The sequence below is a fragment of the Streptomyces plumbidurans genome (assembly GCF_019857225.1).
Taxonomy (GTDB): domain Bacteria; phylum Actinomycetota; class Actinomycetes; order Streptomycetales; family Streptomycetaceae; genus Streptomyces; species Streptomyces plumbidurans.
This window is the reverse complement of sequence record NZ_JAFJSY010000006.1, coordinates 207,920-225,505: the sequence shown is the minus strand read 5'-3', so window position 1 is coordinate 225,505 and position 17,586 is coordinate 207,920. Positions and strand designations below refer to the sequence as shown.

The window sequence follows — 17,586 nt, the reverse complement described above, 5'->3', positions numbered from 1 at the left end:
GGACGAGGCGCCGCGGCCGGTCCGTCCTCTCCCCTGCGGAAGGCGGACCGGCCGCGACCCGGGATGTGGGCCGCAGGCAGTCACTCGCCCGCGTAGGCCCGCTCCAGAGCGGCGATGTCGAACTTGCCCATCGCCATGAACGCCTTGGTGGTGCGCGCGGCCTTCTCCTGGTCCGCGTCGCTGATCATGTCGATGAGCTTGTCCGGTACGACCTGCCAGGACAGCCCGTACCTGTCCTTGAGCCAGCCGCACGGGCCGGGCTCGCCGCCGCCCTCGGTGAGCCTGGTCCAGTAGTAGTCGATCTCCTCCTGGTCCTTGCAGAAGATCTGGAACGAGACCGCCTCGTTGAACTTGAACTGCGGTCCGCCGTTCAGCGCGACGAACTTCTGGCCGTTGGCCGTGAACTCCACGGCCAACACGGAACCGGCCGGGCCCGCTCCCCCCTCGACGTTGCGGCCGACGCGGCCGACGCCGGCGTTCTTGAAGACCGAGACGTAGTAGTGCGCGGCCTCCTCGGCCTGGCCGTCGAACCAGAGACACGTGGTGAATCCGTCGGTGGTCATGAGGTACCTCCTGGGGTGGGAACTCGTTCACCTCTGTCGACCGATCCTCGGCACGGAACTCATCGGTGGGGCGGCCGATTAATCCAGACGGCCCTGCCGCCGTACCCCTCTAGGCTCCGCACATGACGTCATCCCGCACGGACACGGGCACGGCCCCGGACGCGGTCCGCCCCTTCCGCCTCGACATCCCTCAGCGCGACCTCGACGACCTGCACGACCGCCTCGACCGGACCCGCTGGCCGGACGAGCTGCCCGGCACCGGCTGGGCCTACGGCGTGCCGGCGGCCTATCTGCGTGAGCTGGTCCACCACTGGCGCCACACCTACGACTGGCGCGCCGCCGAGGCACAGCTCAACTGCTGGCCGCAGTTCACCACCACCATCGACGGCTCCACCGTGCACTTCGCCCACGTCCGCTCCCCCGAACCGGACGCGACCCCGCTGATCATCACCCACGGCTGGCCCGGCTCGATCGTCGAGTTCCTGGACGTGGTCGGCCCGCTCACCGACCCCGTCGCGCACGGCGGCGAGGCGGCCGACGCCTTCCACGTCGTCGTACCGAGCATCCCCGGGTTCGGGCTCTCCGGGCCCCCGGCGGACACCGGCTGGGAAGCGGGCCGGGTCGCAGACGCGTGGGCCGAGCTGATGCGGCGGCTCGGGTACGCACGGTTCGGGGCGCAGGGCGGCGACTGGGGCGCCGCGATCTCCCGCGAGCTGGGGCGCGCGCATCCCGACCGGGTGATCGGCGTTCACCTCAACCTGCTGCCGGGGGCCCAGCAGGCGACCGAACCCACGCAGGACGAACTGGACGAGCTCGGCACGGAGGAGCAGGAGCGGGCGCTGCTGTCCTGGCGCCGCTGGAGCGAGTGGTCGCGCGAGAGCACCGGTTACGCCGCCCTGCAGGCCACCCGGCCGCAGACCGTGGCGTACGCGCTGACGGACTCGCCCGTCGGTCAACTCGCCTGGATCGTCGAGAAGTTCCAGGAGTGGACGGACTCGTCGCTGCTGCCGGAGGAGGCCGTCGACCGGGACCGGATGCTGACCAACGTGATGCTGTACTGGCTGACCGGCACCGCCGGTTCCGCGGGCCGCATCTACTACGAGCGCGCCCATGCCACCGGCCGCGTCGCCCTGCAGACCGAGCCGTCGACCGCTCCCACCGCGCTCGCGCTGTTCCCCGCCGAACCCCAGATCGCCCTGCGGCACAAGGCGGAGCGCACCGAGAACCTCGTGCGGTGGACGGAGTTCGAACGCGGCGGGCACTTCCCGGCGATGGAGGCGCCCGACCTGCTGGTAGGGGACGTACGGGCGTTCTTCCGGCAGCTGCGCGAGAAGGGCTGAGCGCGGGCTCTGCCCTCGGCGAATCTGCTCCCGGCAGAGAAAGCGGATTTCGGCATCGCCCGAGGTCAACAGTGGAGTCGACGGCAACACCGCTCGACGCTCGACAGGAGAGACCATGACTCCACTCACCGCCTTCTCGCCCCGCGCGGAGGAGGGCGACACCCCGCCCAGCCGGTTCGACGACCATCTCGCGGCCCAGCTGCTCGGTCAGCGCATCGTGCTCCTGGGCACCCAGGTCGACGAGGTCTCCGCGAACCGGGTCTGCGCGCAGCTGCTCCTGCTCTCCGCGGAGGACCCGCGCACCGACATCAGCCTGTACATCAACAGCCCCGGCGGTTCGGTGCACGCGGGCCTCGCGATCTACGACACGATGCAGCTGATCCCGAACGACGTCTCCACCCTCGCCATGGGCTTCGCCGCCAGCATGGGCCAGTTCCTGCTCAGCGTGGGCACGGCGGGCAAGCGGTACGCGCTGCCGAACGCGCGGATCATGATGCACCAGCCGTCCGCGGGGATCGGGGGCACCACCGCGGACATCGAGATCCAGGCGGACAACCTGGAGCAGACCAAGCGGACCATCGAGCGGCTCACCGCCGAGCACACCGGCCAGAGCCCGGAGACCATCTCGCGCGACGGCGACCGCGACCGCTGGTTCACGGCCGAGCAGGCCAAGGAGTACGGCATGGTCGACCGGGTCGTGGAGTCCCTCGCGGATGTCCGCCCGACCACCTCGAAGCGACGGATGGGGCTGTGACATGGGGAACTACACGATTCCGTACGTCGTCGAGCGGACCGCGCACGGCGAGCGCTCCTCGGACGTCTTCAGCAGGCTGCTGTCCGAGCGGATCATCTTCCTCGGCACCGAGATCGACGACGGCGTGGCCAACGTCGTCATCGCCCAACTCCTCCATCTGGAGTCCGCGGCACCCGAGCAGGAGATCTCGATCTACATCAACTCCCCCGGCGGCTCGTTCACTTCACTGATGGCGATCTACGACACGATGACGTTCGTGCAGGCGCCGATCTCCACGTTCTGCGTGGGCCAGGCCGCCTCGACGGCGGCCGTGCTGCTGGCGGGCGGCGATCCGGGGCGGCGGCTCGTGCTGGAGCACGCGCGTGTGCTGCTCGGGCAGCCGGCCAGCGGCGGCCGCCAGGGCACCGTCTCCGATCTCACCCTGCAGGCCAAGGAGATGGTGCGGATCCGCTCGCAGGTCGAGGAGGTGCTGGCACGGCACACCCACCACGACGTCGCGACGCTGCGCGCGGACATGGACCGCGACAAGGTGTTCACCGCCGAGGAGGCCGTGGCGTACGGCCTGGCCGACGAGGTGCTGAGCCGGCGTCTCGTGACGGTCTGAGACGCCGGCCGGGGGCGGCGGGACGCGGAACTCGGAGCTTGGAGCTCGGAGCTCGGACGAGGCGCGCCGTCAGGCGGCCAGGCAGAGGCCGTTGTACGGGGTGGCGGGCGCGGTCCGGCCGTGGTGGACCTGGCGGCTGGTGACCCGGGTGAGTTCGCCCTGCGCCAGCGACAGCAGGTCGCCGAGGCCGAGTCCGAGGGCATGGGCGGCGGCGGCGAGGACCTCCGACGAGGCCTCCTTGCGGCCCCGTTCCACCTCGGAGAGGTAGGGCATCGAGATCCGGGCCTCGTCGGCCACGTCCTTCAGGGTGCGCTCCTGGGCGAGGCGTTCGCGCCGCAGCACGTCACCGACCAGGTCCCGCCACAGGGGTTCCTTGGGCGGCGGCGCGGGGGCGGGGCGCGCACCCTGCGAGGGGCGCAGCTCGATGACTCGGGCTTCGTTCGACGCTTGGCTGCTCACCCTCTCAGCCTAGATTTTGTCGCCGCGATGGGAAGGGATCGGCGTTCCGCCCTGGGTGGAATCACGTGCTGGGCATGCACCGGCGGAGTCGGGGTATTCGCCCGGGCAGACAACTGTCGATCCGTGACTTCGTGGGAGAGGTAATGGACACCGCCGTGGAACGGTCGGAGACCAAGGTCGTCGAGGAGACCGGCAGGACCAGCACGGCTGAGGGAGCACTGCCGGGGATCGCGGAGCCCCGAGCGGTGGCGCCGCGTGACGCGCGGGAGCTGTCCCGTCAGTTCTTCCACCGCCTTTCCCAGCTCGAGGAAGGCACGCACGAATACCAGTACGCGCGCAACACGCTGATCGAGATGAACATCTCGCTGGTGCGGTTCGCCGCCGGGCGGTTCCGGGGGCGCGGCGACGACATGGAGGACATCGTCCAGACCGGGACGATCGGCCTGATCAAGGCGATCGACCGGTTCGACCTGTCCCGCGAGGTCGAGTTCACCTCGTTCGCTCTGCCCTACATCGTGGGCGAGATCAAGCGTTTCTTCCGTGACACCACCTGGGCGGTGCATGTGCCACGCCGGCTGCAGGAGCTGCGGGTCGAGCTGGCCAAGGCGCGCGATGAGCTGTCCAGCCGGCTGGACCGGGAGCCCACCGTCGCCGAGCTCGCCACCCTGATGAACATCTCCGAGAACGAGGTGATCGAGGGGCAGATCGCCTCCAACGGCTACAACTCCTCGTCCCTGGACGCCGCGCTCACCGGTGACGGACCGGAGAACGGCGAGTCGGTGCTCGCCGACTTCATCGGCGTGGAGGAGGACGGGCTGCGGCTCGTCGAGGACTTCCATTCGCTCGCCCCGCTGATGGCGGAGCTGGGCGAGCGCGACCGGCAGATCATCCACATGCGGTTCGTGGAGGAGGCCACGCAGGCGGAGATCGGGGAGCGGCTCGGCTGCTCCCAGATGCATGTGTCCCGCCTGATCAAGCGGATCATCACGCGACTGCGCGAGGGGATGCTGGGCGAGCTGGGCTGCGCCTGAGGACAGGCACGTACCGGAGTGGCCGCCGGGGGCCGAGGGCGCAGGCGCCTTCGGCGGTCACTCCCCGGCCAGCTCCAGCACGGCACAGACCCGTTTGCCGACCGGCACCCGCTCCACGGTGACCTTCCTCGCCAGCGCGTGGACTATCTCCAGGCCGTGCCGGCCGATGCGCTCGGGGTCCTTCGGGAAGCGGCGCGGCAGGGCGGCGCTGCTGTCGTAGACGCACACGGAGACCGTGGTGTCGGTGCCTTCGAGTTCCAGGATGTACGGGCCGTTGCTGTGCCGGTCCGCGTTGGTGACCAGCTCGCTGGTCACCAGCAGCACCTCCTCGAGCGCGCGGTCCTCGATCTCGGCGCACCACTCGGTCCTGAGCTGGTCCACGAAGGCGGCGGCCAAGGCGCGGGCCTCCGCGATGCATCCCGGTTCCCCGGTGTAATGTGCCGCCCGCCTCAGCGGTTCGACGGGCACGTCGAAACCAGTCGGTATCACTGCCCCGCCCGCGTGCTCGATCATGCATGACTCTCTCGGAAGCCGGCTGCGCCGGACGCTGCTGCACCATGCTCGTACCCCGAGCCGCGTTCCGCAGTCCCCCATCCGGGGCGATGTGTCCGCTTCGACTCAGAGCGCCGGGGATGCGGCGGACGACTCGGGCGATTCGGGCGGGACCGTGTCGGGCGGGCTCGTGACGGGTTCACTGGACGGCGGCTCCGTGCTCGGAACTGCGGTGGACGGAGCGGTCGACGTCTGTGGACAGGGGGTCGAGCCGTCGTCGGCGCCGGGCGAGGAGGCGCAGGCGGACGAGGACGACGGCGTCGACGGTGGCGTGGCCGTGGACGCGCTCACCGAAGGAGAGGGTTTCGCGGGCGGATGTGTCCTGCGGTCGTGGTGGCCGGTGTCCCCTCGGTGCCGGGCGATCCAGCCGCCGTGATCGACGTCGTAGAGGACGAACACGTCGATCGTCCGCGGTGCGGGAGTGACCGTGATCATGTTCGAGGAGCGGTACGACGGCCAGCTGTCGCCCCTGAGCTTCGGCGTGCTCGTCAGCGCCATGGGCGGGGTCAGCGGGTTGCCGCAGGCGCAGCGGACGCGCGGGACCCCGCGGCCGTCGACGAGGACGGCGGTGCCCGTCTGCAGAACCGCCTGGTAGGTGGTGGCGGCGCCGTTGCGGTAGCCGTGGTTGGTGACCCGGGTGTCCAGGCGCAACTGCACGGGTGTGAGGGAGCGCAGATAGGCGGGGCCCCGGGAAGGGGCGATGCCCTCGACCGAGGCGAACGCACGGTTCTTCGCCGGGTCCGCCCCCAGCGCCTTGATCTGCTTCTCCACGTCGCAGCTGGAGACGTTGCGGGTGCCGCCGTACAGACCGGCCGCCGCGCCGTCGACGCGCCGCACCACGTTCGCGGAGGCCGAGCCGGTGGCCGGGGAGGCGGAGAGGGTGGCGGGCGGGGCGGAGCTGTCCTTGGCCGTCGACTCCGTGAACGGATCGGGGCCGGTCTTGTCCGCGGACTGCGCGAAGAGCTCGCCGCCGCTGCCGGAGCCGTCGCCGGAGCGGGAGAGGACGACGGCCAGGACCACGGCGGCGACGATCGCGGCGGCGAGTACGGCGAGGCGCGGCGCGGACTTCCACCAGGGTGTGCGGGGTGGCTGTGACGGTGTGCCTCCGCTGCCGCCCGGTGGTGGCGAGGGCGGGCCCGAGGGTGGTTGGGAGGGGCCCGAGAGCGGACCGGAGGGCGGTCCCGTGGGGCGGCCGGAGGACGGCGGTTCGACGCTCAAGAGCTCTGCTCCCCGAAGGAGTTCACTGCGACCTGCCCCGATTCAGGTCATTTTGTCGCCTAGTGATCCCATTGTGTGGTCCGAGCCCGTGCCGTCCGCAAGCCGAGGTGCCGACGCGGACGGCTCTCCCGGCAGGCGGGGCGCGCGGGCGCTGCTTAGCGTGACGAGGGTGAGCCTGCGAACCGCCCCCGCCCCGGTCGTCGCCCGCCATGGCTGGGTGCAGGCGCTGGTGGTGGTACTGGCCGCCCTGATCGCCATGTCCGTGGTGGCCGCCGTGGGACTGCTGGCGGCGGGAGCGGGGGATCTTCCCGACGGTGCGTTCCCCCGGGTCGTCGTGGCCACGGTCGTCACGGCCGTCGGCGGCACGGTCGACCTCTCCGGGAACGCCGGCGCGCTGGCCGAGTCGGCGGCCGGGCTGACTGTGATGCCGCTGTCGGTCACGCTGGTCGGGGCGCTCGTCCTCGGCGCCGGTTTCCTGCGTCCGCTGCGGCACCGGGCGGTCGCCGGCGGTCCGGAACTGGCGGGGTGGGCGGCCAGGATCGCGGTGCTGTGGCTGCTCGCGCTGCTCGGGATGGCCTTCGGCGCCCGCCAGACCTTCGCGGTGTCCCTGGGCAACGGGACTCTCGGCGACCTCGGTGACGTGTTCGGTGTGACGCCGAAGGTGGGGTTCACGACCGACGTACCGCTGACGCTGGTCTTCGGTGTGCTGTGGCTGGCGGGTGTGCTGGTGCTGGCACTGCTGGTGTCGCGGGGGGCGCCGTTGCCGGGGCGGCTGCTGCGCTTCCAGGAGTCGGTACGTCCGGCCGCGTACGCCATGGTCGTGCTGCTGCTCGCGTTCGTCGTCCTCGGTGTCGTGATCGCCCTGATCACGGCGGCGACGCGCGGTCACGCCGCCGAGACCCTCGCGGTGATCCTGCTGGGCATGCCGAACCTGGTCTGGCTCACCCTCACGCTCGGCCTCGGCGCCACCTGGCACGGCCGGGTGCACGGGCCCTTCGGTCTGCCGATGCCCCATGTCCTGGACGAGGTGCTGCGCACGAAGGACGTTTCCACGCTCAACCTGCACACGCTCGCCGAGCACGACGGACGGGTGTGGTGGCTCGTGGCGGTCGACGCGGTGCTGCTGCTGGCGGCGGCCTTCCTGATGGCAGCCCGCTCCCCCTCCCGAACCACGGCCTGGCAGCACGCTGTACACATGGCCGCCGCCCTCACCCTGACGGTCCTCATGATCTGCCTGCTGGGCCGGATCTCCGCCCACTACGGACTCTCCTTGCTCGGCATCGGAAACCTGGGGGGTGACCTGTCCGGCGAACTGTTCCTGAGGCCGGACCTGTGGGCGGCCATGGGCCTAGCTGTCGTCTGGGGGCTGGCGACCGGCTTCCTTGGCGCACTCCTGGCCCGGCCGATGCGACGGCGGGGCGCGGCGGGTGAGGTGAGCGGATTGCGCTAGCTGTACCCGGCCACGGAAGACCGGCGCCGCCCACCCCCGCGACGGCTCGCGACGGTCCCCGGCAACCACCGCCCCAGATGTCAGCCGTACCGAAAGGCCCGACGGCCAGCCTCGCGGCCCGTTCGGGCGCGGCCTGCGCTACGGCGGGGGCTTGGCGGCGGGGATGGCGGATGCTCTGACTCTGGTCACCGATAACCGATTCGGCGCGGGACCAAAGTGAGCGGATTGTCCTAGCCCCAACCACGGAGCAGCAGCGCAGCCCACCGCGGCGGCGGCTCGCGGCGGCTCCCCGGCAGCCCCCGCCCCGAAGGCCCCCCGTGCCGGAAGGCCTGACGGCCAGCCTCTCGGCGCACTCCTGGCCCAGCCGCTGCGACGGCGGGGGCGCGGCGGCCAAGGCCAGCGGGATGCTTCAACTCCGGTCACCGAAGACCCACTCGGCGACGGCCGATGAGAGCGCACGGCGCTAGCACTAGCCCCCGTCGCGGAACACCGGCGCCGCCCACCGTGGCGGCTGCTCAGGACGAGCGGCGGTGTTCGGGAGGTGTAGGTCGACCTCCGTCGGGGGGTGTTCGGGGGGTGGGGCTTCGGTTGTGGTGTTGCGGAGGGCTGTGGTGAAGGCGCGGCAGGAGGGGTGGCGGTCTTCGGGGTTTTTGGCCAGGGCCTTGGTGAGGACCGCGTCCGACTCGGGGGGTAGGTCGGGGCGGAGTTCTGTCGGTGGAGGTGGCTGGTCGTACTGGTGGGCCCAGAGCAGGGCCATGTCGTCGTCGCGTCGGAAGGGCGGGCGGCCGGTCAGGCACTCGTAGACGACGCAGGCGAGGCCGTAGACGTCGCAGCGCCCGTCGACGGGCCGGCCGGCGATCTGTTCCGGGGCGACGTAGTCGAGGGTGCCGACGAACTGGCCGACGGAGGTGAATCCGGTCAGGGAGAGCGACTTCTTGGTGAGGCCGAAGTCGGTGAGGTAGGCGTGCTCGGGGTGGTCGCTGTCGGTGCCGCGGGCGACCAGGATGTTGCCCGGCTTCACGTCCCGGTGGACCAGGCCGTGCTCGTGGGCCGCGTCGAGCGCGGAGGCGATCTGCGCGGCGATCCGCAGCACGGCGGCGGGTGCGAGCGGGCCACGCCGGTCGAGGAGATGACGCAGGTCGCTGCCCTCGACGTAGCGCATGGCGATGTAGAGGATGCCGTCCGTCTCGCCCGCCTCGAAGACCGGCACGATGTGCGGGTGGTCGATCGCGGCGGCCGCCCGGGACTCATGGGTGAAGCGCAGCCGGAAGGTGTCGTTGCGGGCGAGTTCCGGGGCGAGCAGCTTGAGGGCGACCGTCCGCTCCAGGCGCAGGTCCCGGGCGCGGTAGACGACGGCCATGCCACCGCGGCCGATCTCGCGCTCGATGCGGTAGCCCGCGACCTGTCTGCCGATCAGTTCGGAGGGCCGTCCCGAGAAGAGGCCGGTGTCATGGGCCATCGGGCGTCACGACCTGGGTGGGCGGGTGGCTGGGCTCCGCAGTCGCCGCGCGCGGCGGCCCGTCGGTGGCGCAGGTGCTCAGGCGCGTCCCGTCGCCGTACACCCACCGGCCCTGCTCGCTGTCGTACAGCCACACGTTCTCGCCGTCGACGACGACACCGATGCGCAGTCCTCGGGTACGGCCCTGGAAGGACTCCCCGTCGAGCCCGCCGCGGGCCCGCTCCTCGACCGCCGCCCGGTAGCGCGCCAGGGTCTGTTCGGCGCGGGCGAGCAGGGGACGCGGGTCGGCCGTGCGGTCCTGGGGGCCGCCGGTGGCGGGCGGGTCCTGCGGTACGGCGACCAGATGGCGGCCGTCGACCCACGCCGACCAGCCGTTGGAGCACAGGACATGCGCCCAGTCACCGCGTCGCTCGACGAGTTGGACGGGCAGCAGCGGGTCCAGCGGGACCGTGCTCCGGGCGGGATCGGGCTCCTCCCAGGCCGGCATGCCGTGCTGGGGCACCACGTGCGTGGGCCAAAAGCCTTCGGTCGTCATCGTCGCTCCTACTTCCGCATCACGGCGGGTTCGCGCCGGCGCAGCAGCCGTGAGACCAGGAATCCGAAGAGCGCCGAGAGGACCAGCAGCATGACGATGTCGAGCAGCCATATGCCGGCCGAGTGCCTGAACAGCGGGTCGCTGGTCAGGTCGCCCGGCACGATCCGTGCCAGCCCGACCGTGCCCGCCATCGCGCCGAGCGCCCACCGCGAGGGCACCAGCCACGACAGCTGTTCCAGGCCCGGCACGCCGTGCAGCTTCAACAGGGCGCCGCAGAAAACGACTTGGACGATGGCCAGCAGCACCAGCAGCGGCATCGTCACCTCTTCCTTGCGCACCAGCGCGGAGACCAGCAGACCGAGCATCATCGCGGTGAACGCCAACAAGGCCACGGCGACGGTGATTTCGACAAGGGGCGACATCAACACGCCTTCGCCACCTGGTGCGTTGAGGTCGACGCCCAGGAGGGCCACCAGGGTGAGCACCACGGCCTGCAGCACGGTGATCGTGCCCAGGACGACGACCTTCGACATCAGGTACGCCGATCTGGACAGGCCCACGGCGCGCTCGCGCCGGTAGATGGTGCGTTCCTTGACGAGTTCGCGCACCGCGTTGGCCGCTCCGGTCAGGACTCCGCCGACGCACAGGATGAGCAGCGCGTTCATCGCGGTCGCCTGGGTCAGCCTGCTGCCGGCCAGGGCGCGGGCCATCGCGCCCATCACGAACGGCAGCGCGATCATGATGGCGAGGAAGGTGCGGTCGGCGCCGAGCGCTGCGGTGTACCGGCGTATCAGCGTGCCGAGTTGGGCGCCGCGGCTGCGCGGCCGGGGCGGTGGTGCGACGGCGACCGGGCCGGAGTCGGGCACACGGGGCTGCGCCGTCGCCTCGGTGACGTAGTGCCGGTGGAAGGGCGAGTAGCGGAAGTCGCCCGCCCAGTCGCGGTCTCGGTCCCGCTCGAAGGACTCGAAGGCCTCCGGCCAGTGCTCGAAGCCGAAGAAGGCGAGGGCGTCGTCGGGTGGGCCGTAGTAGGCGATCGTGCCGCCGGGTGCGAGCACCAGGAGCCGGTCGCACACGTCGAGGCTCAGCACGCTGTGGGTGACCACGACGACTGTCCGGCCGTCGTCGGCGAGACCGCGCAGCATGTGCATCACCGAGCGGTCCATGCCGGGGTCCAGGCCCGAGGTGGGTTCGTCGAGGAAGAGCAGCGACGGTTTGGTCAGCAGTTCCAGGGCCACGCTGACCCGCTTGCGCTGTCCGCCGGACAGGCTGTGCACCGGCTGGCCCGCGCGCTGTTCGAGGCCCAGCTCACGGATGACCTCGTCGACCCGGGCCCGCCGCTCGGCCCTGGCGGTGTCCTGCGGGAAGCGCAGTTCGGCGGCGTAGGACAGGGCGCTGCGGACGGTCAGCTGGGCGTGCAGGATGTCGTCCTGCGGGACCAGTCCGATGCGCTGGCGCAGCTCGGCGTAGTCGCGGTAGAGGTCGCGGCCGTCGTAGAGCACCGTGCCGTGATCGGCGGGCCGTTGGCCGGTGAGGGCGTTCAGCAGGGTGGACTTTCCGGCGCCGCTCGGGCCGACGACCGCGAGCAGGCACTTCTCCCCGACCGGGAACGACACATGGTCGAGCAGGGTCTTGCGGCCGCGGTCGACGACCACGGTGAGGTCCTGCACGTCGAGGGAGACCTCGCCGGTGTCGACGTACTCCTGCAACTGGTCGCCGACGAGGCAGAACGCCGAGTGGCCGATGCCGACGATGTCGCCGGGGCCCACGGGGGCGACGGTGACGGGCGAGCCGTTGAGGAACGTGCCGTTGTGGCTGCCCAGGTCGGCGATCTCGTACGTCCCGTCGGGCAGGGCGCGCAGTTCGGCGTGGCGGCGCGAGGCGATCAGGTCGTCGACGACGAGGTCGTTGTCGGCGGCCCGGCCGATGCGGACGGTGCGGGCGGGCAGCGGCCGTACGCTCGTGGGGCGGCGGAAGGTGGCGGTCAGGCCGGGCATGGAGACCGCCGCGACCGCCGAGGGGCGCTTGGGGACGGGTGCCGGGCGGCTGGTCAGGACGGCGCACGGGCCGTCGGACGGGCTGCCGAAGTGGATGATGCTGCCGGGGCCCACGCCCCAGGCGGTGATGCGCCGGCCGTCCGCGAAGGTGCCGTTGGTGCTGTGCTCGTCCTCGAGGGTCCAGTGATCGGAGTCGGGCCGAAGGACGGCGTGGTGCCAGGAGACCCGCACGTCGTCGAGGACGATGTCGCTCAACGGGTCGCGTCCCACGTGGTAGTCGCGGCCCGGGCTCATCACGGTGGAGCCCGTCTCGGTCTCCATGACGAGTTCGGGCGCAGTCGGCGCGACAGGCCGCTCTGCCATGACCAGGATTCTACCGATTCGCCCACATCTGCGCCCGGCGCGGCGGGTGCCGCCGGGGTTCAGCCGACCGGCAGGACGAGGGCCGGGATGGTGCGCTGCATACGGAGGGCGTCGACGGACTCCGCCAGCAGTTCGTACTCGGTCGTTTCGTCACGCGTGGCGATCCGCACCAGGCGTCCGGCGGCCAACTGCTCGCCGACGAGCTCCTGTTGAGCGTCATCGCCGCACCATAATCGAAGCACGGCGGGCACGTCCGGGACGGTGTCGGCGACGGGGGCGAGCGAGCCGGGCGGGAAGTGCGCCGCCTCGGGCTGCGGGTCGAGACGGTCGGCGATCCAGATCGCGCGGTCGCGCAGCCACCACAGGGCGAGGGCGAGGGTGGGGGCTCGGTAGGTGCCCAGTGGCACTCCGATGCGCTCGCCCGCACAGGTGCCGTAGGCCGTTACGTGGCATAAGAACTCGTCGTGCACGCTTCTCTCCCCCGCTGTTCGGTCGGCTGTTGTCTGTCCTCGCTTTCGATGCGGCCCCGGTGCAACTTCTGCACACTCATGTGCTGTGAGTGATCGCGCCTTCGCTCCGCGTGAAGTCCTTCAACTGTTGAGTATGTTCACTACTGAAACACTGTCACCATGACTTTCCGGCCAGTCTCCTGGCATATTCACAGGGGCTGTTGGCCGAAATCCTGCAGGTGGCGCCATTACCCGAGGGGTAATCGACGGGGCCGGACGCCGCGGGGCATGGTTTCCGTACCGGGTCGCCAAGGCGCGCATCCGGGTCCTGACCAGCACCGACCACCTCGATGGAGGCCGATCCGCCATGTCTGCGAACACCGACCGTTACGAGAACGCCGTCGCCCGTTACTTCGAGGCCTGGAACTCCGCCGGGTCCGAGGAACTGACGAAGGCGGTCGCCGCCGCCTGGACCGCGGACGGCACCTACACCGACCCGCTCGCCGATGTCGCCGGGCACGAGCAGATCGCGGCCGTGATCACGGCGGCCCACGAGCAGTTCCCGGGTTTCACCTTCCGGCCGAGCGGCGCCGTGGACGGCCACCACGACACGGCGCGCTTCTCCTGGGAGCTGGTCGCCGAGGACGGCTCGGCCCCGGTGGCCGGCTTCGACGTGATCACCCTGGACGAGGACGGCCGGATCAGGAACGTCCTCGGCTTCCTGGACCGGGTGCCGACCGGGGCCTGAATCCCGCGCCGTCGTCCTGCACCACTACGGCCCCGTCACGCCCTGGCCGCCTCCCTGTACCGCCGCGGTGCGACGCCCACCGTGCGTTTGAAGGCGTTGCTGAAGGCGCTCTCGGAGGTGTAGCCGACGGAGCGGGCGAGGGAGGCGACGGGGACCGTGTCCTGGCGCAGGGCGCGGGCGGCCAGGCTCATCCGCCAGTTGAGCAGGTACGTCAGGGGCGGCACCCCGGCCGCCTCCTTGAACCGTACGGCGAAGGTGGTCCGGGACATCGCGGCGGCCCGGGCCAGCTCCTCCAGCTGCCAGGGGCGCGCCGGGTCGCCGTGCATCAGGCGCAGGGCCGGGGCGAGCCGCGCGTCCGCGAGGGCGCGCAGCCAGCCCGCGGGCAGCCCGTCGGCCTCGGCGAGACAGACCCGCAGCACCTGGACGAACACGAGCTGGGCGAGCTGGTCCGAGGCGAACTCCCCACCGGCGCGGTGCGGTTGCATCTCCTCGGTCAGCTGCCCGATCAGCCAGCGCAGCGCGGGCGCCTCGGCGGCGTCGGCACGCACATGGATCATCTCGGGCAGCGCCCGGCGCAGCAGCTCGCCGCTGTCCCGGCTCAGGTCGATGTGCCCGGAGACGCACACGACGTCCTCGGCCTCTCCCCCGCCGAGCCGCGCCATGCCGGTTGCGGGGTCCACGGCGACGTCGGCCGAGTTGACCGGCTCGGGGCCGAGTTCGCTGCACATCACGTACGCCTGCCGGCCGTCGGAGACGACGACGTCCCCCTCGGACAGCTTCAGCGGCTCCCCGCCGTCCTCGCGGACGAGCAGACAGCTGCCCCGCACCACCGCGTTGACCTTGAGCCTGTCGCGTCCGCGCAGCCGGATCGCCCAGGACCCGCCGGCCGTGAAGCCGCCGGAGAACACGCTGCGGGCATCGGCGACGGCCAGGGCGTCGGAGAGGGGATCAGCGGACATGCTCGAACTATCACGCAAGTAATGCGGATTCTCAAGTATTCATCGTACGGAACCGCGAACCTACGGTGGCGTGGACGGCTCAGACAGAGGAGTTACCCACCATGACCACCGCACAGCACCCCCTGCCCTCCGGCTTCGACGCCGCGAGCACCGCCGAGGAGGTGATCAAGGGCATCGACCTGACCGGCAGGGTCGCCGTCGTCACCGGCGGCTACTCCGGCATCGGCCTGGAGACGGCCCGCGTCCTGCGCTCCGCGGGCGCCGAGGTCGTCGTACCGGCGCGCGACCTGGAGCGCGCACGGGACGCGCTCAAGGACGTGCCCGGTGCCGAGGTCGAGCACATGGACCTGCTGGACCCCGCGTCGATCGACGCCTTCGCGGAAAAGTTCCTCGCCTCAGAGCGTCCGCTGCACATCCTGGTCAACAGCGCCGGGATCATGGCGACGCCGCTGACGCGGGACGCCCGCGGCTACGAGACGCAGTTCGCCACCAACCACCTGGGTCACTTCCATCTGGTCGAGCGCCTGTGGCCGGCGCTCGTCGCGGCCGCTGGCGCACGCGTCGTGTCGGTCTCCTCGCGGGGCATCCGGTTCGGCGACGTCGACTTCGACGACCTGCACTTCGAGCACCGGGCCTACGAACCGTTCCTCGCCTACGGCCAGTCGAAGACCGCCAACGCGCTGTTCGCCGTGGAGCTGGACCGGCGCGGCCGGACCGAGGGAATCCGGGCCTTCTCCGTGCACCCGGGCACCATCATCGACACCGGTCTCGCCAAGCATCTGCCCGCCGAGGCGTTCCGCGCGGCCGGGGCCGTGGACGCCGAGGGCCGGACCGTGCGCGACCCCTCCCGGCAGCTGAAGACGATCCCGCAGGGAGCGGCCACCAGCGTCTGGTGCGCCACCAGCGCCCAACTGACCGGTCTGGGCGGGGTCTACTGCGAGAACTGCGACATCAGTCCCCTCGTGTCGGCCGAGGACGAGCCCGCCTGGCGTGCCGGGGCCGAGACGCCGGGCGTGCTGCCCTACGCCGTCGACCCAGAGGCGGCGGCCCGCCTCTGGGAGGTCAGCGAACGACTGCTCACACGGTGACGATCTCGTCGATACGGGCCAGCTCGTCGGCGTCGAAGTCCAGCTTGCGGGTGGCCGCGACGCTGTCCTCGATCTGCTGCGGGCTGCTCGCACCGACCAGCGCAGAGGTCACCCGGCCGCCGCGCAGCGCCCACGCCAGGGCCAGCTGGGCCAGGGTCTGACCGCGCCCCTTGGCCAGCTCGTCGAGGGCCCGCAACTTGCCCACCAGCTCCTCGGTGACCGCGTCCGAGTTCAGGAAGGGGCTGTCGCTCGCCGCCCGCGAGTCCTCCGGGATGCCGTCGAGATAGCGGGAGGAGAGCAGGCCCTGCTCCAGCGGGGAGAAGACGATGGAGCCGACCTGGAGCTCGTCGAGGGCGTCCAGCAGGCCCTCGGTCTCCGGGCGGCGGTCGAGCATCGAGTAGCGCGGCTGGTGGATCAGCAGCGGGGTGCCCAGCTCGCCGAGGATGCGGGCGGCCTCACGGGTCTGCTCCGCCGAGTAGTTGGAGACGCCGACGTAGAGCGCCTTGCCCTGCTGGACCGCCGAGTGCAGGGCGCCCATCGTCTCCTCCAGGGGAGTTTCCGGGTCCGGTCGGTGCGAGTAGAAGATGTCCACGTAGTCCAGGCCCATCCGCGTCAGGCTCTGGTCCAGCGAGGACAGCAGGTACTTGCGGGAGCCGAACTCGCCGTATGGGCCGGGCCACATCAGATAGCCGGCCTTGGTGGAGATGACCAGCTCGTCGCGGTAGCCGGTGAAGTCCGCCTTCAGTGCCTCGCCGAGGGCGGACTCGGCGGCGCCGGGCGGCGGGCCGTAGTTGTTGGCCAGGTCGAAGTGGGTGACGCCGAGGTCGAAGGCGCGGCGCAGGATGGCCCGCTGGGTCTCGACCGGACGGTCGGGTCCGAAGTTGTGCCAGAGGCCGAGCGAGATCGCGGGGAGCCTCAGGCCGCTGCGTCCGGTGCGCCGGTAGGGCATGTCCGCGTAACGGTCGGGGTGTGCGGTGTACAACGCGACTCCAGAGGTGTTGGCACACGAGAGGTGAGGTTCCGGGAACTGCTGGGAAACCAGTACCCACTCTGGCGCGACCTGCGGCCAGTGGTCCAACAGGAGAATGCGATGGAACTCAGCGGTTAGGCTTCTCAATCGTGGAACTTCGTCATCTTCAGCACTTCGTCGCCGTCGCCGAGGACCAGCACTTCACCCGGGCAGCGGAACGGCTGATGGTGTCCCAGTCCGGTCTTTCGGCCTCGATCCGGGCGCTGGAGCGCGAGTTGCAGACCCCGCTCTTCGTGCGCACGACCCGCCGGGTCACGCTCACGGAGGCCGGGCGGGCGCTGCTGGGCGAGGCGGAGCGGATCCTGGCGCAGGTGCGCTCGGCGCACGAGGCCGTCGCCGCCGTACAGGGCGTCCTGCGCGGGACGCTGTCGCTGGGCACCGAGCAGTGCATCGCGGGAGTCCATGTGGCGGGGCTGCTCGCCGCTTTCCGGCGGCTGCACCCGGACGTGGAGATACGGCTGCGGCAGGAGGGCTCGGGCGCGCTGGCGGAGGAGGTCGCGGCCGGACGCCTGGACCTCGCCTTCGCCTACCGCACGCAGGCCGACACCGACCAGCTGCGCTCGGTCGCGCTGACCGGCGAGCCGATGACCGTGCTGTGCCACCCCTCCCACAAGCTGGCGACCGGCGGTGCGGCGGTCACGCCGGACGACCTCGGCGGTGAGGTGTTCGTGGACTTCCATCCGGACTGGGGACCGCGCCGCACGACGGATGCGGCCTTCACCACGGCGGGCGTACGGCGCACCGTCGCGCTGGAGGTCAACGACGTCCACAGTCTGCTGGACCTGGTCGACGAGAACCTCGGCATCGCCGTCGTGCCCCGGCACTTCCGGCACAAGCGCGAGTCGCTCAGCGCCGTGCCCGTGAAGGGCACCGGCGAGACGGTCTACGAGACCGTGGCCCTGCTGCCGCCGCCGCAGGCGACCAGTCCGGCGGCCCGGGCGCTGATGTCGCTTCTCGAACAAGGGACGCACGAGACGCCGTAGTGAGCGA

At 71.2% G+C, this 17,586-nt stretch carries 18 protein-coding genes; 8 read left to right on the top strand and 10 right to left on the bottom strand.

The window, feature by feature from the left end; genetic code table 11:
* Nucleotides 1-80 precede the first annotated feature (80 nt).
* Complete coding sequence (locus tag JYK17_RS05565) at nt 81-563, bottom strand: VOC family protein (protein WP_108012844.1); 483 nt, start codon at nt 561-563, stop codon at nt 81-83.
* A gap of 122 nt (nt 564-685) precedes the next feature.
* Between JYK17_RS05565 and JYK17_RS05560 the strand changes: the two genes are divergently transcribed.
* The 3 genes from JYK17_RS05560 to JYK17_RS05550 all read left to right on the top strand — a co-directional run bounded on the left by JYK17_RS05560 (nt 686) and on the right by JYK17_RS05550 (nt 3,261).
* A complete protein-coding gene (locus JYK17_RS05560) occupies nt 686-1,903 on the top strand; it encodes an epoxide hydrolase family protein (protein ID WP_128804063.1) in 1,218 nt (405 codons plus the stop codon).
* Between the two features lie 115 nt (nt 1,904-2,018).
* Nucleotides 2,019-2,657: an ATP-dependent Clp protease proteolytic subunit gene (locus JYK17_RS05555; RefSeq protein ID WP_108012842.1), complete on the top strand. Its 639-nt coding sequence runs from the start codon at nt 2,019-2,021 to the stop codon at nt 2,655-2,657.
* Nucleotide 2,658: 1 nt separating this feature from the next.
* A complete protein-coding gene (locus JYK17_RS05550) occupies nt 2,659-3,261 on the top strand; it encodes a ClpP family protease (protein WP_108012841.1) in 603 nt (200 codons plus the stop codon).
* A 69-nt stretch (nt 3,262-3,330) separates the two neighbouring features.
* Here JYK17_RS05550 and JYK17_RS05545 read toward each other — a convergent pair whose 3' ends face one another.
* Nucleotides 3,331-3,720, bottom strand: a complete 390-nt coding sequence (locus tag JYK17_RS05545) for a helix-turn-helix domain-containing protein (RefSeq protein ID WP_108012840.1) — start codon at nt 3,718-3,720, stop codon at nt 3,331-3,333.
* Between the two features lie 143 nt (nt 3,721-3,863).
* Here JYK17_RS05545 and JYK17_RS05540 point away from each other — a divergent pair, with 143 nt between their 5' ends.
* Entirely contained in the window at nt 3,864-4,751 is an 888-nt protein-coding gene (locus JYK17_RS05540; RefSeq protein WP_108012839.1) for an RNA polymerase sigma factor SigF, read from the top strand.
* Between the two features lie 57 nt (nt 4,752-4,808).
* Here the strand turns inward: JYK17_RS05540 and JYK17_RS05535 are convergent, their stop codons facing one another.
* The gene (locus JYK17_RS05535) at nt 4,809-5,264 is read right to left on the bottom strand and encodes an ATP-binding protein (RefSeq protein ID WP_108012838.1); all 456 of its coding nucleotides are present in this window, start codon (nt 5,262-5,264) and stop codon (nt 4,809-4,811) included.
* Nucleotides 5,265-5,369: 105 nt separating this feature from the next.
* Complete coding sequence (locus JYK17_RS05530) at nt 5,370-6,521, bottom strand: DUF6777 domain-containing protein (protein WP_164932326.1); 1,152 nt, start codon at nt 6,519-6,521, stop codon at nt 5,370-5,372.
* A 169-nt stretch (nt 6,522-6,690) separates the two neighbouring features.
* Here JYK17_RS05530 and JYK17_RS05525 point away from each other — a divergent pair, with 169 nt between their 5' ends.
* The gene (locus tag JYK17_RS05525; protein WP_222809892.1) at nt 6,691-7,971 is read left to right on the top strand and encodes a streptophobe family protein; all 1,281 of its coding nucleotides are present in this window, start codon (nt 6,691-6,693) and stop codon (nt 7,969-7,971) included.
* 469 nt (nt 7,972-8,440) lie between these two features.
* On the opposite strand, the gene JYK17_RS05520 is transcribed toward JYK17_RS05525, so the two are convergent.
* From JYK17_RS05520 to JYK17_RS05505, 4 genes are read right to left on the bottom strand one after another with little or no spacing between them, the layout of a single operon-like run.
* Complete coding sequence (locus JYK17_RS05520) at nt 8,441-9,430, bottom strand: serine/threonine-protein kinase (protein ID WP_108012835.1); 990 nt, start codon at nt 9,428-9,430, stop codon at nt 8,441-8,443.
* Complete coding sequence (locus tag JYK17_RS05515; RefSeq protein ID WP_222809891.1) at nt 9,420-9,965, bottom strand: hypothetical protein; 546 nt, start codon at nt 9,963-9,965, stop codon at nt 9,420-9,422. Before JYK17_RS05515 ends, JYK17_RS05520 begins: the two co-directional genes overlap by 11 nt.
* Nucleotides 9,966-9,973: 8 nt before the next feature.
* On the bottom strand, nt 9,974-12,322 hold the full coding sequence (locus JYK17_RS05510; protein ID WP_222809890.1) for an ABC transporter ATP-binding protein/permease: 2,349 nt from the start codon (nt 12,320-12,322) through the stop codon (nt 9,974-9,976).
* Nucleotides 12,323-12,381: 59 nt separating this feature from the next.
* On the bottom strand, nt 12,382-12,792 hold the full coding sequence (locus tag JYK17_RS05505) for a hypothetical protein (RefSeq protein WP_108012832.1): 411 nt from the start codon (nt 12,790-12,792) through the stop codon (nt 12,382-12,384).
* Between the two features lie 346 nt (nt 12,793-13,138).
* Between JYK17_RS05505 and JYK17_RS05500 the strand changes: the two genes are divergently transcribed.
* Complete coding sequence (locus tag JYK17_RS05500; RefSeq protein WP_222809889.1) at nt 13,139-13,519, top strand: nuclear transport factor 2 family protein; 381 nt, start codon at nt 13,139-13,141, stop codon at nt 13,517-13,519.
* Between the two features lie 35 nt (nt 13,520-13,554).
* Here the strand turns inward: JYK17_RS05500 and JYK17_RS05495 are convergent, their stop codons facing one another.
* Nucleotides 13,555-14,478, bottom strand: coding sequence for an AraC family transcriptional regulator (locus JYK17_RS05495; protein ID WP_222809888.1), 924 nt, complete (start codon nt 14,476-14,478; stop codon nt 13,555-13,557).
* Between the two features lie 101 nt (nt 14,479-14,579).
* Here JYK17_RS05495 and JYK17_RS05490 point away from each other — a divergent pair, with 101 nt between their 5' ends.
* Nucleotides 14,580-15,566, top strand: a complete 987-nt coding sequence (locus tag JYK17_RS05490) for an oxidoreductase (RefSeq protein WP_222809887.1) — start codon at nt 14,580-14,582, stop codon at nt 15,564-15,566.
* Here JYK17_RS05490 and mgrA read toward each other — a convergent pair.
* A complete protein-coding gene (gene mgrA, locus JYK17_RS05485) occupies nt 15,556-16,548 on the bottom strand; it encodes an L-glyceraldehyde 3-phosphate reductase (RefSeq protein WP_108012828.1) in 993 nt (330 codons plus the stop codon). The genes JYK17_RS05490 and mgrA overlap by 11 nt on opposite strands.
* Before the next feature lie 137 nt (nt 16,549-16,685).
* Here mgrA and JYK17_RS05480 point away from each other — a divergent pair, with 137 nt between their 5' ends.
* The gene (locus JYK17_RS05480) at nt 16,686-17,579 is read left to right on the top strand and encodes a LysR family transcriptional regulator (protein WP_128804056.1); all 894 of its coding nucleotides are present in this window, start codon (nt 16,686-16,688) and stop codon (nt 17,577-17,579) included.
* Nucleotides 17,580-17,586: the final 7 nt, after the last annotated feature.

Coding starts and splice junctions, on each gene's coding strand:
- JYK17_RS05495 (WP_222809888.1), bottom strand. CDS start 14,478: ATGTCCGCTGATCCCCTCTCCGACGCCCTGGCCGTCGCCGATGCCCGC.
- JYK17_RS05560 (WP_128804063.1), top strand. CDS start 686: ATGACGTCATCCCGCACGGACACGGGCACGGCCCCGGACGCGGTCCGC.
- JYK17_RS05565 (WP_108012844.1), bottom strand. CDS start 563: ATGACCACCGACGGATTCACCACGTGTCTCTGGTTCGACGGCCAGGCC.
- JYK17_RS05535 (WP_108012838.1), bottom strand. CDS start 5,264: ATGATCGAGCACGCGGGCGGGGCAGTGATACCGACTGGTTTCGACGTG.
- JYK17_RS05520 (WP_108012835.1), bottom strand. CDS start 9,430: ATGGCCCATGACACCGGCCTCTTCTCGGGACGGCCCTCCGAACTGATC.
- JYK17_RS05515 (WP_222809891.1), bottom strand. CDS start 9,965: ATGACGACCGAAGGCTTTTGGCCCACGCACGTGGTGCCCCAGCACGGC.
- JYK17_RS05550 (WP_108012841.1), top strand. CDS start 2,659: ATGGGGAACTACACGATTCCGTACGTCGTCGAGCGGACCGCGCACGGC.
- JYK17_RS05490 (WP_222809887.1), top strand. CDS start 14,580: ATGACCACCGCACAGCACCCCCTGCCCTCCGGCTTCGACGCCGCGAGC.
- JYK17_RS05555 (WP_108012842.1), top strand. CDS start 2,019: ATGACTCCACTCACCGCCTTCTCGCCCCGCGCGGAGGAGGGCGACACC.
- JYK17_RS05500 (WP_222809889.1), top strand. CDS start 13,139: ATGTCTGCGAACACCGACCGTTACGAGAACGCCGTCGCCCGTTACTTC.
- JYK17_RS05510 (WP_222809890.1), bottom strand. CDS start 12,322: ATGGCAGAGCGGCCTGTCGCGCCGACTGCGCCCGAACTCGTCATGGAG.
- JYK17_RS05540 (WP_108012839.1), top strand. CDS start 3,864: ATGGACACCGCCGTGGAACGGTCGGAGACCAAGGTCGTCGAGGAGACC.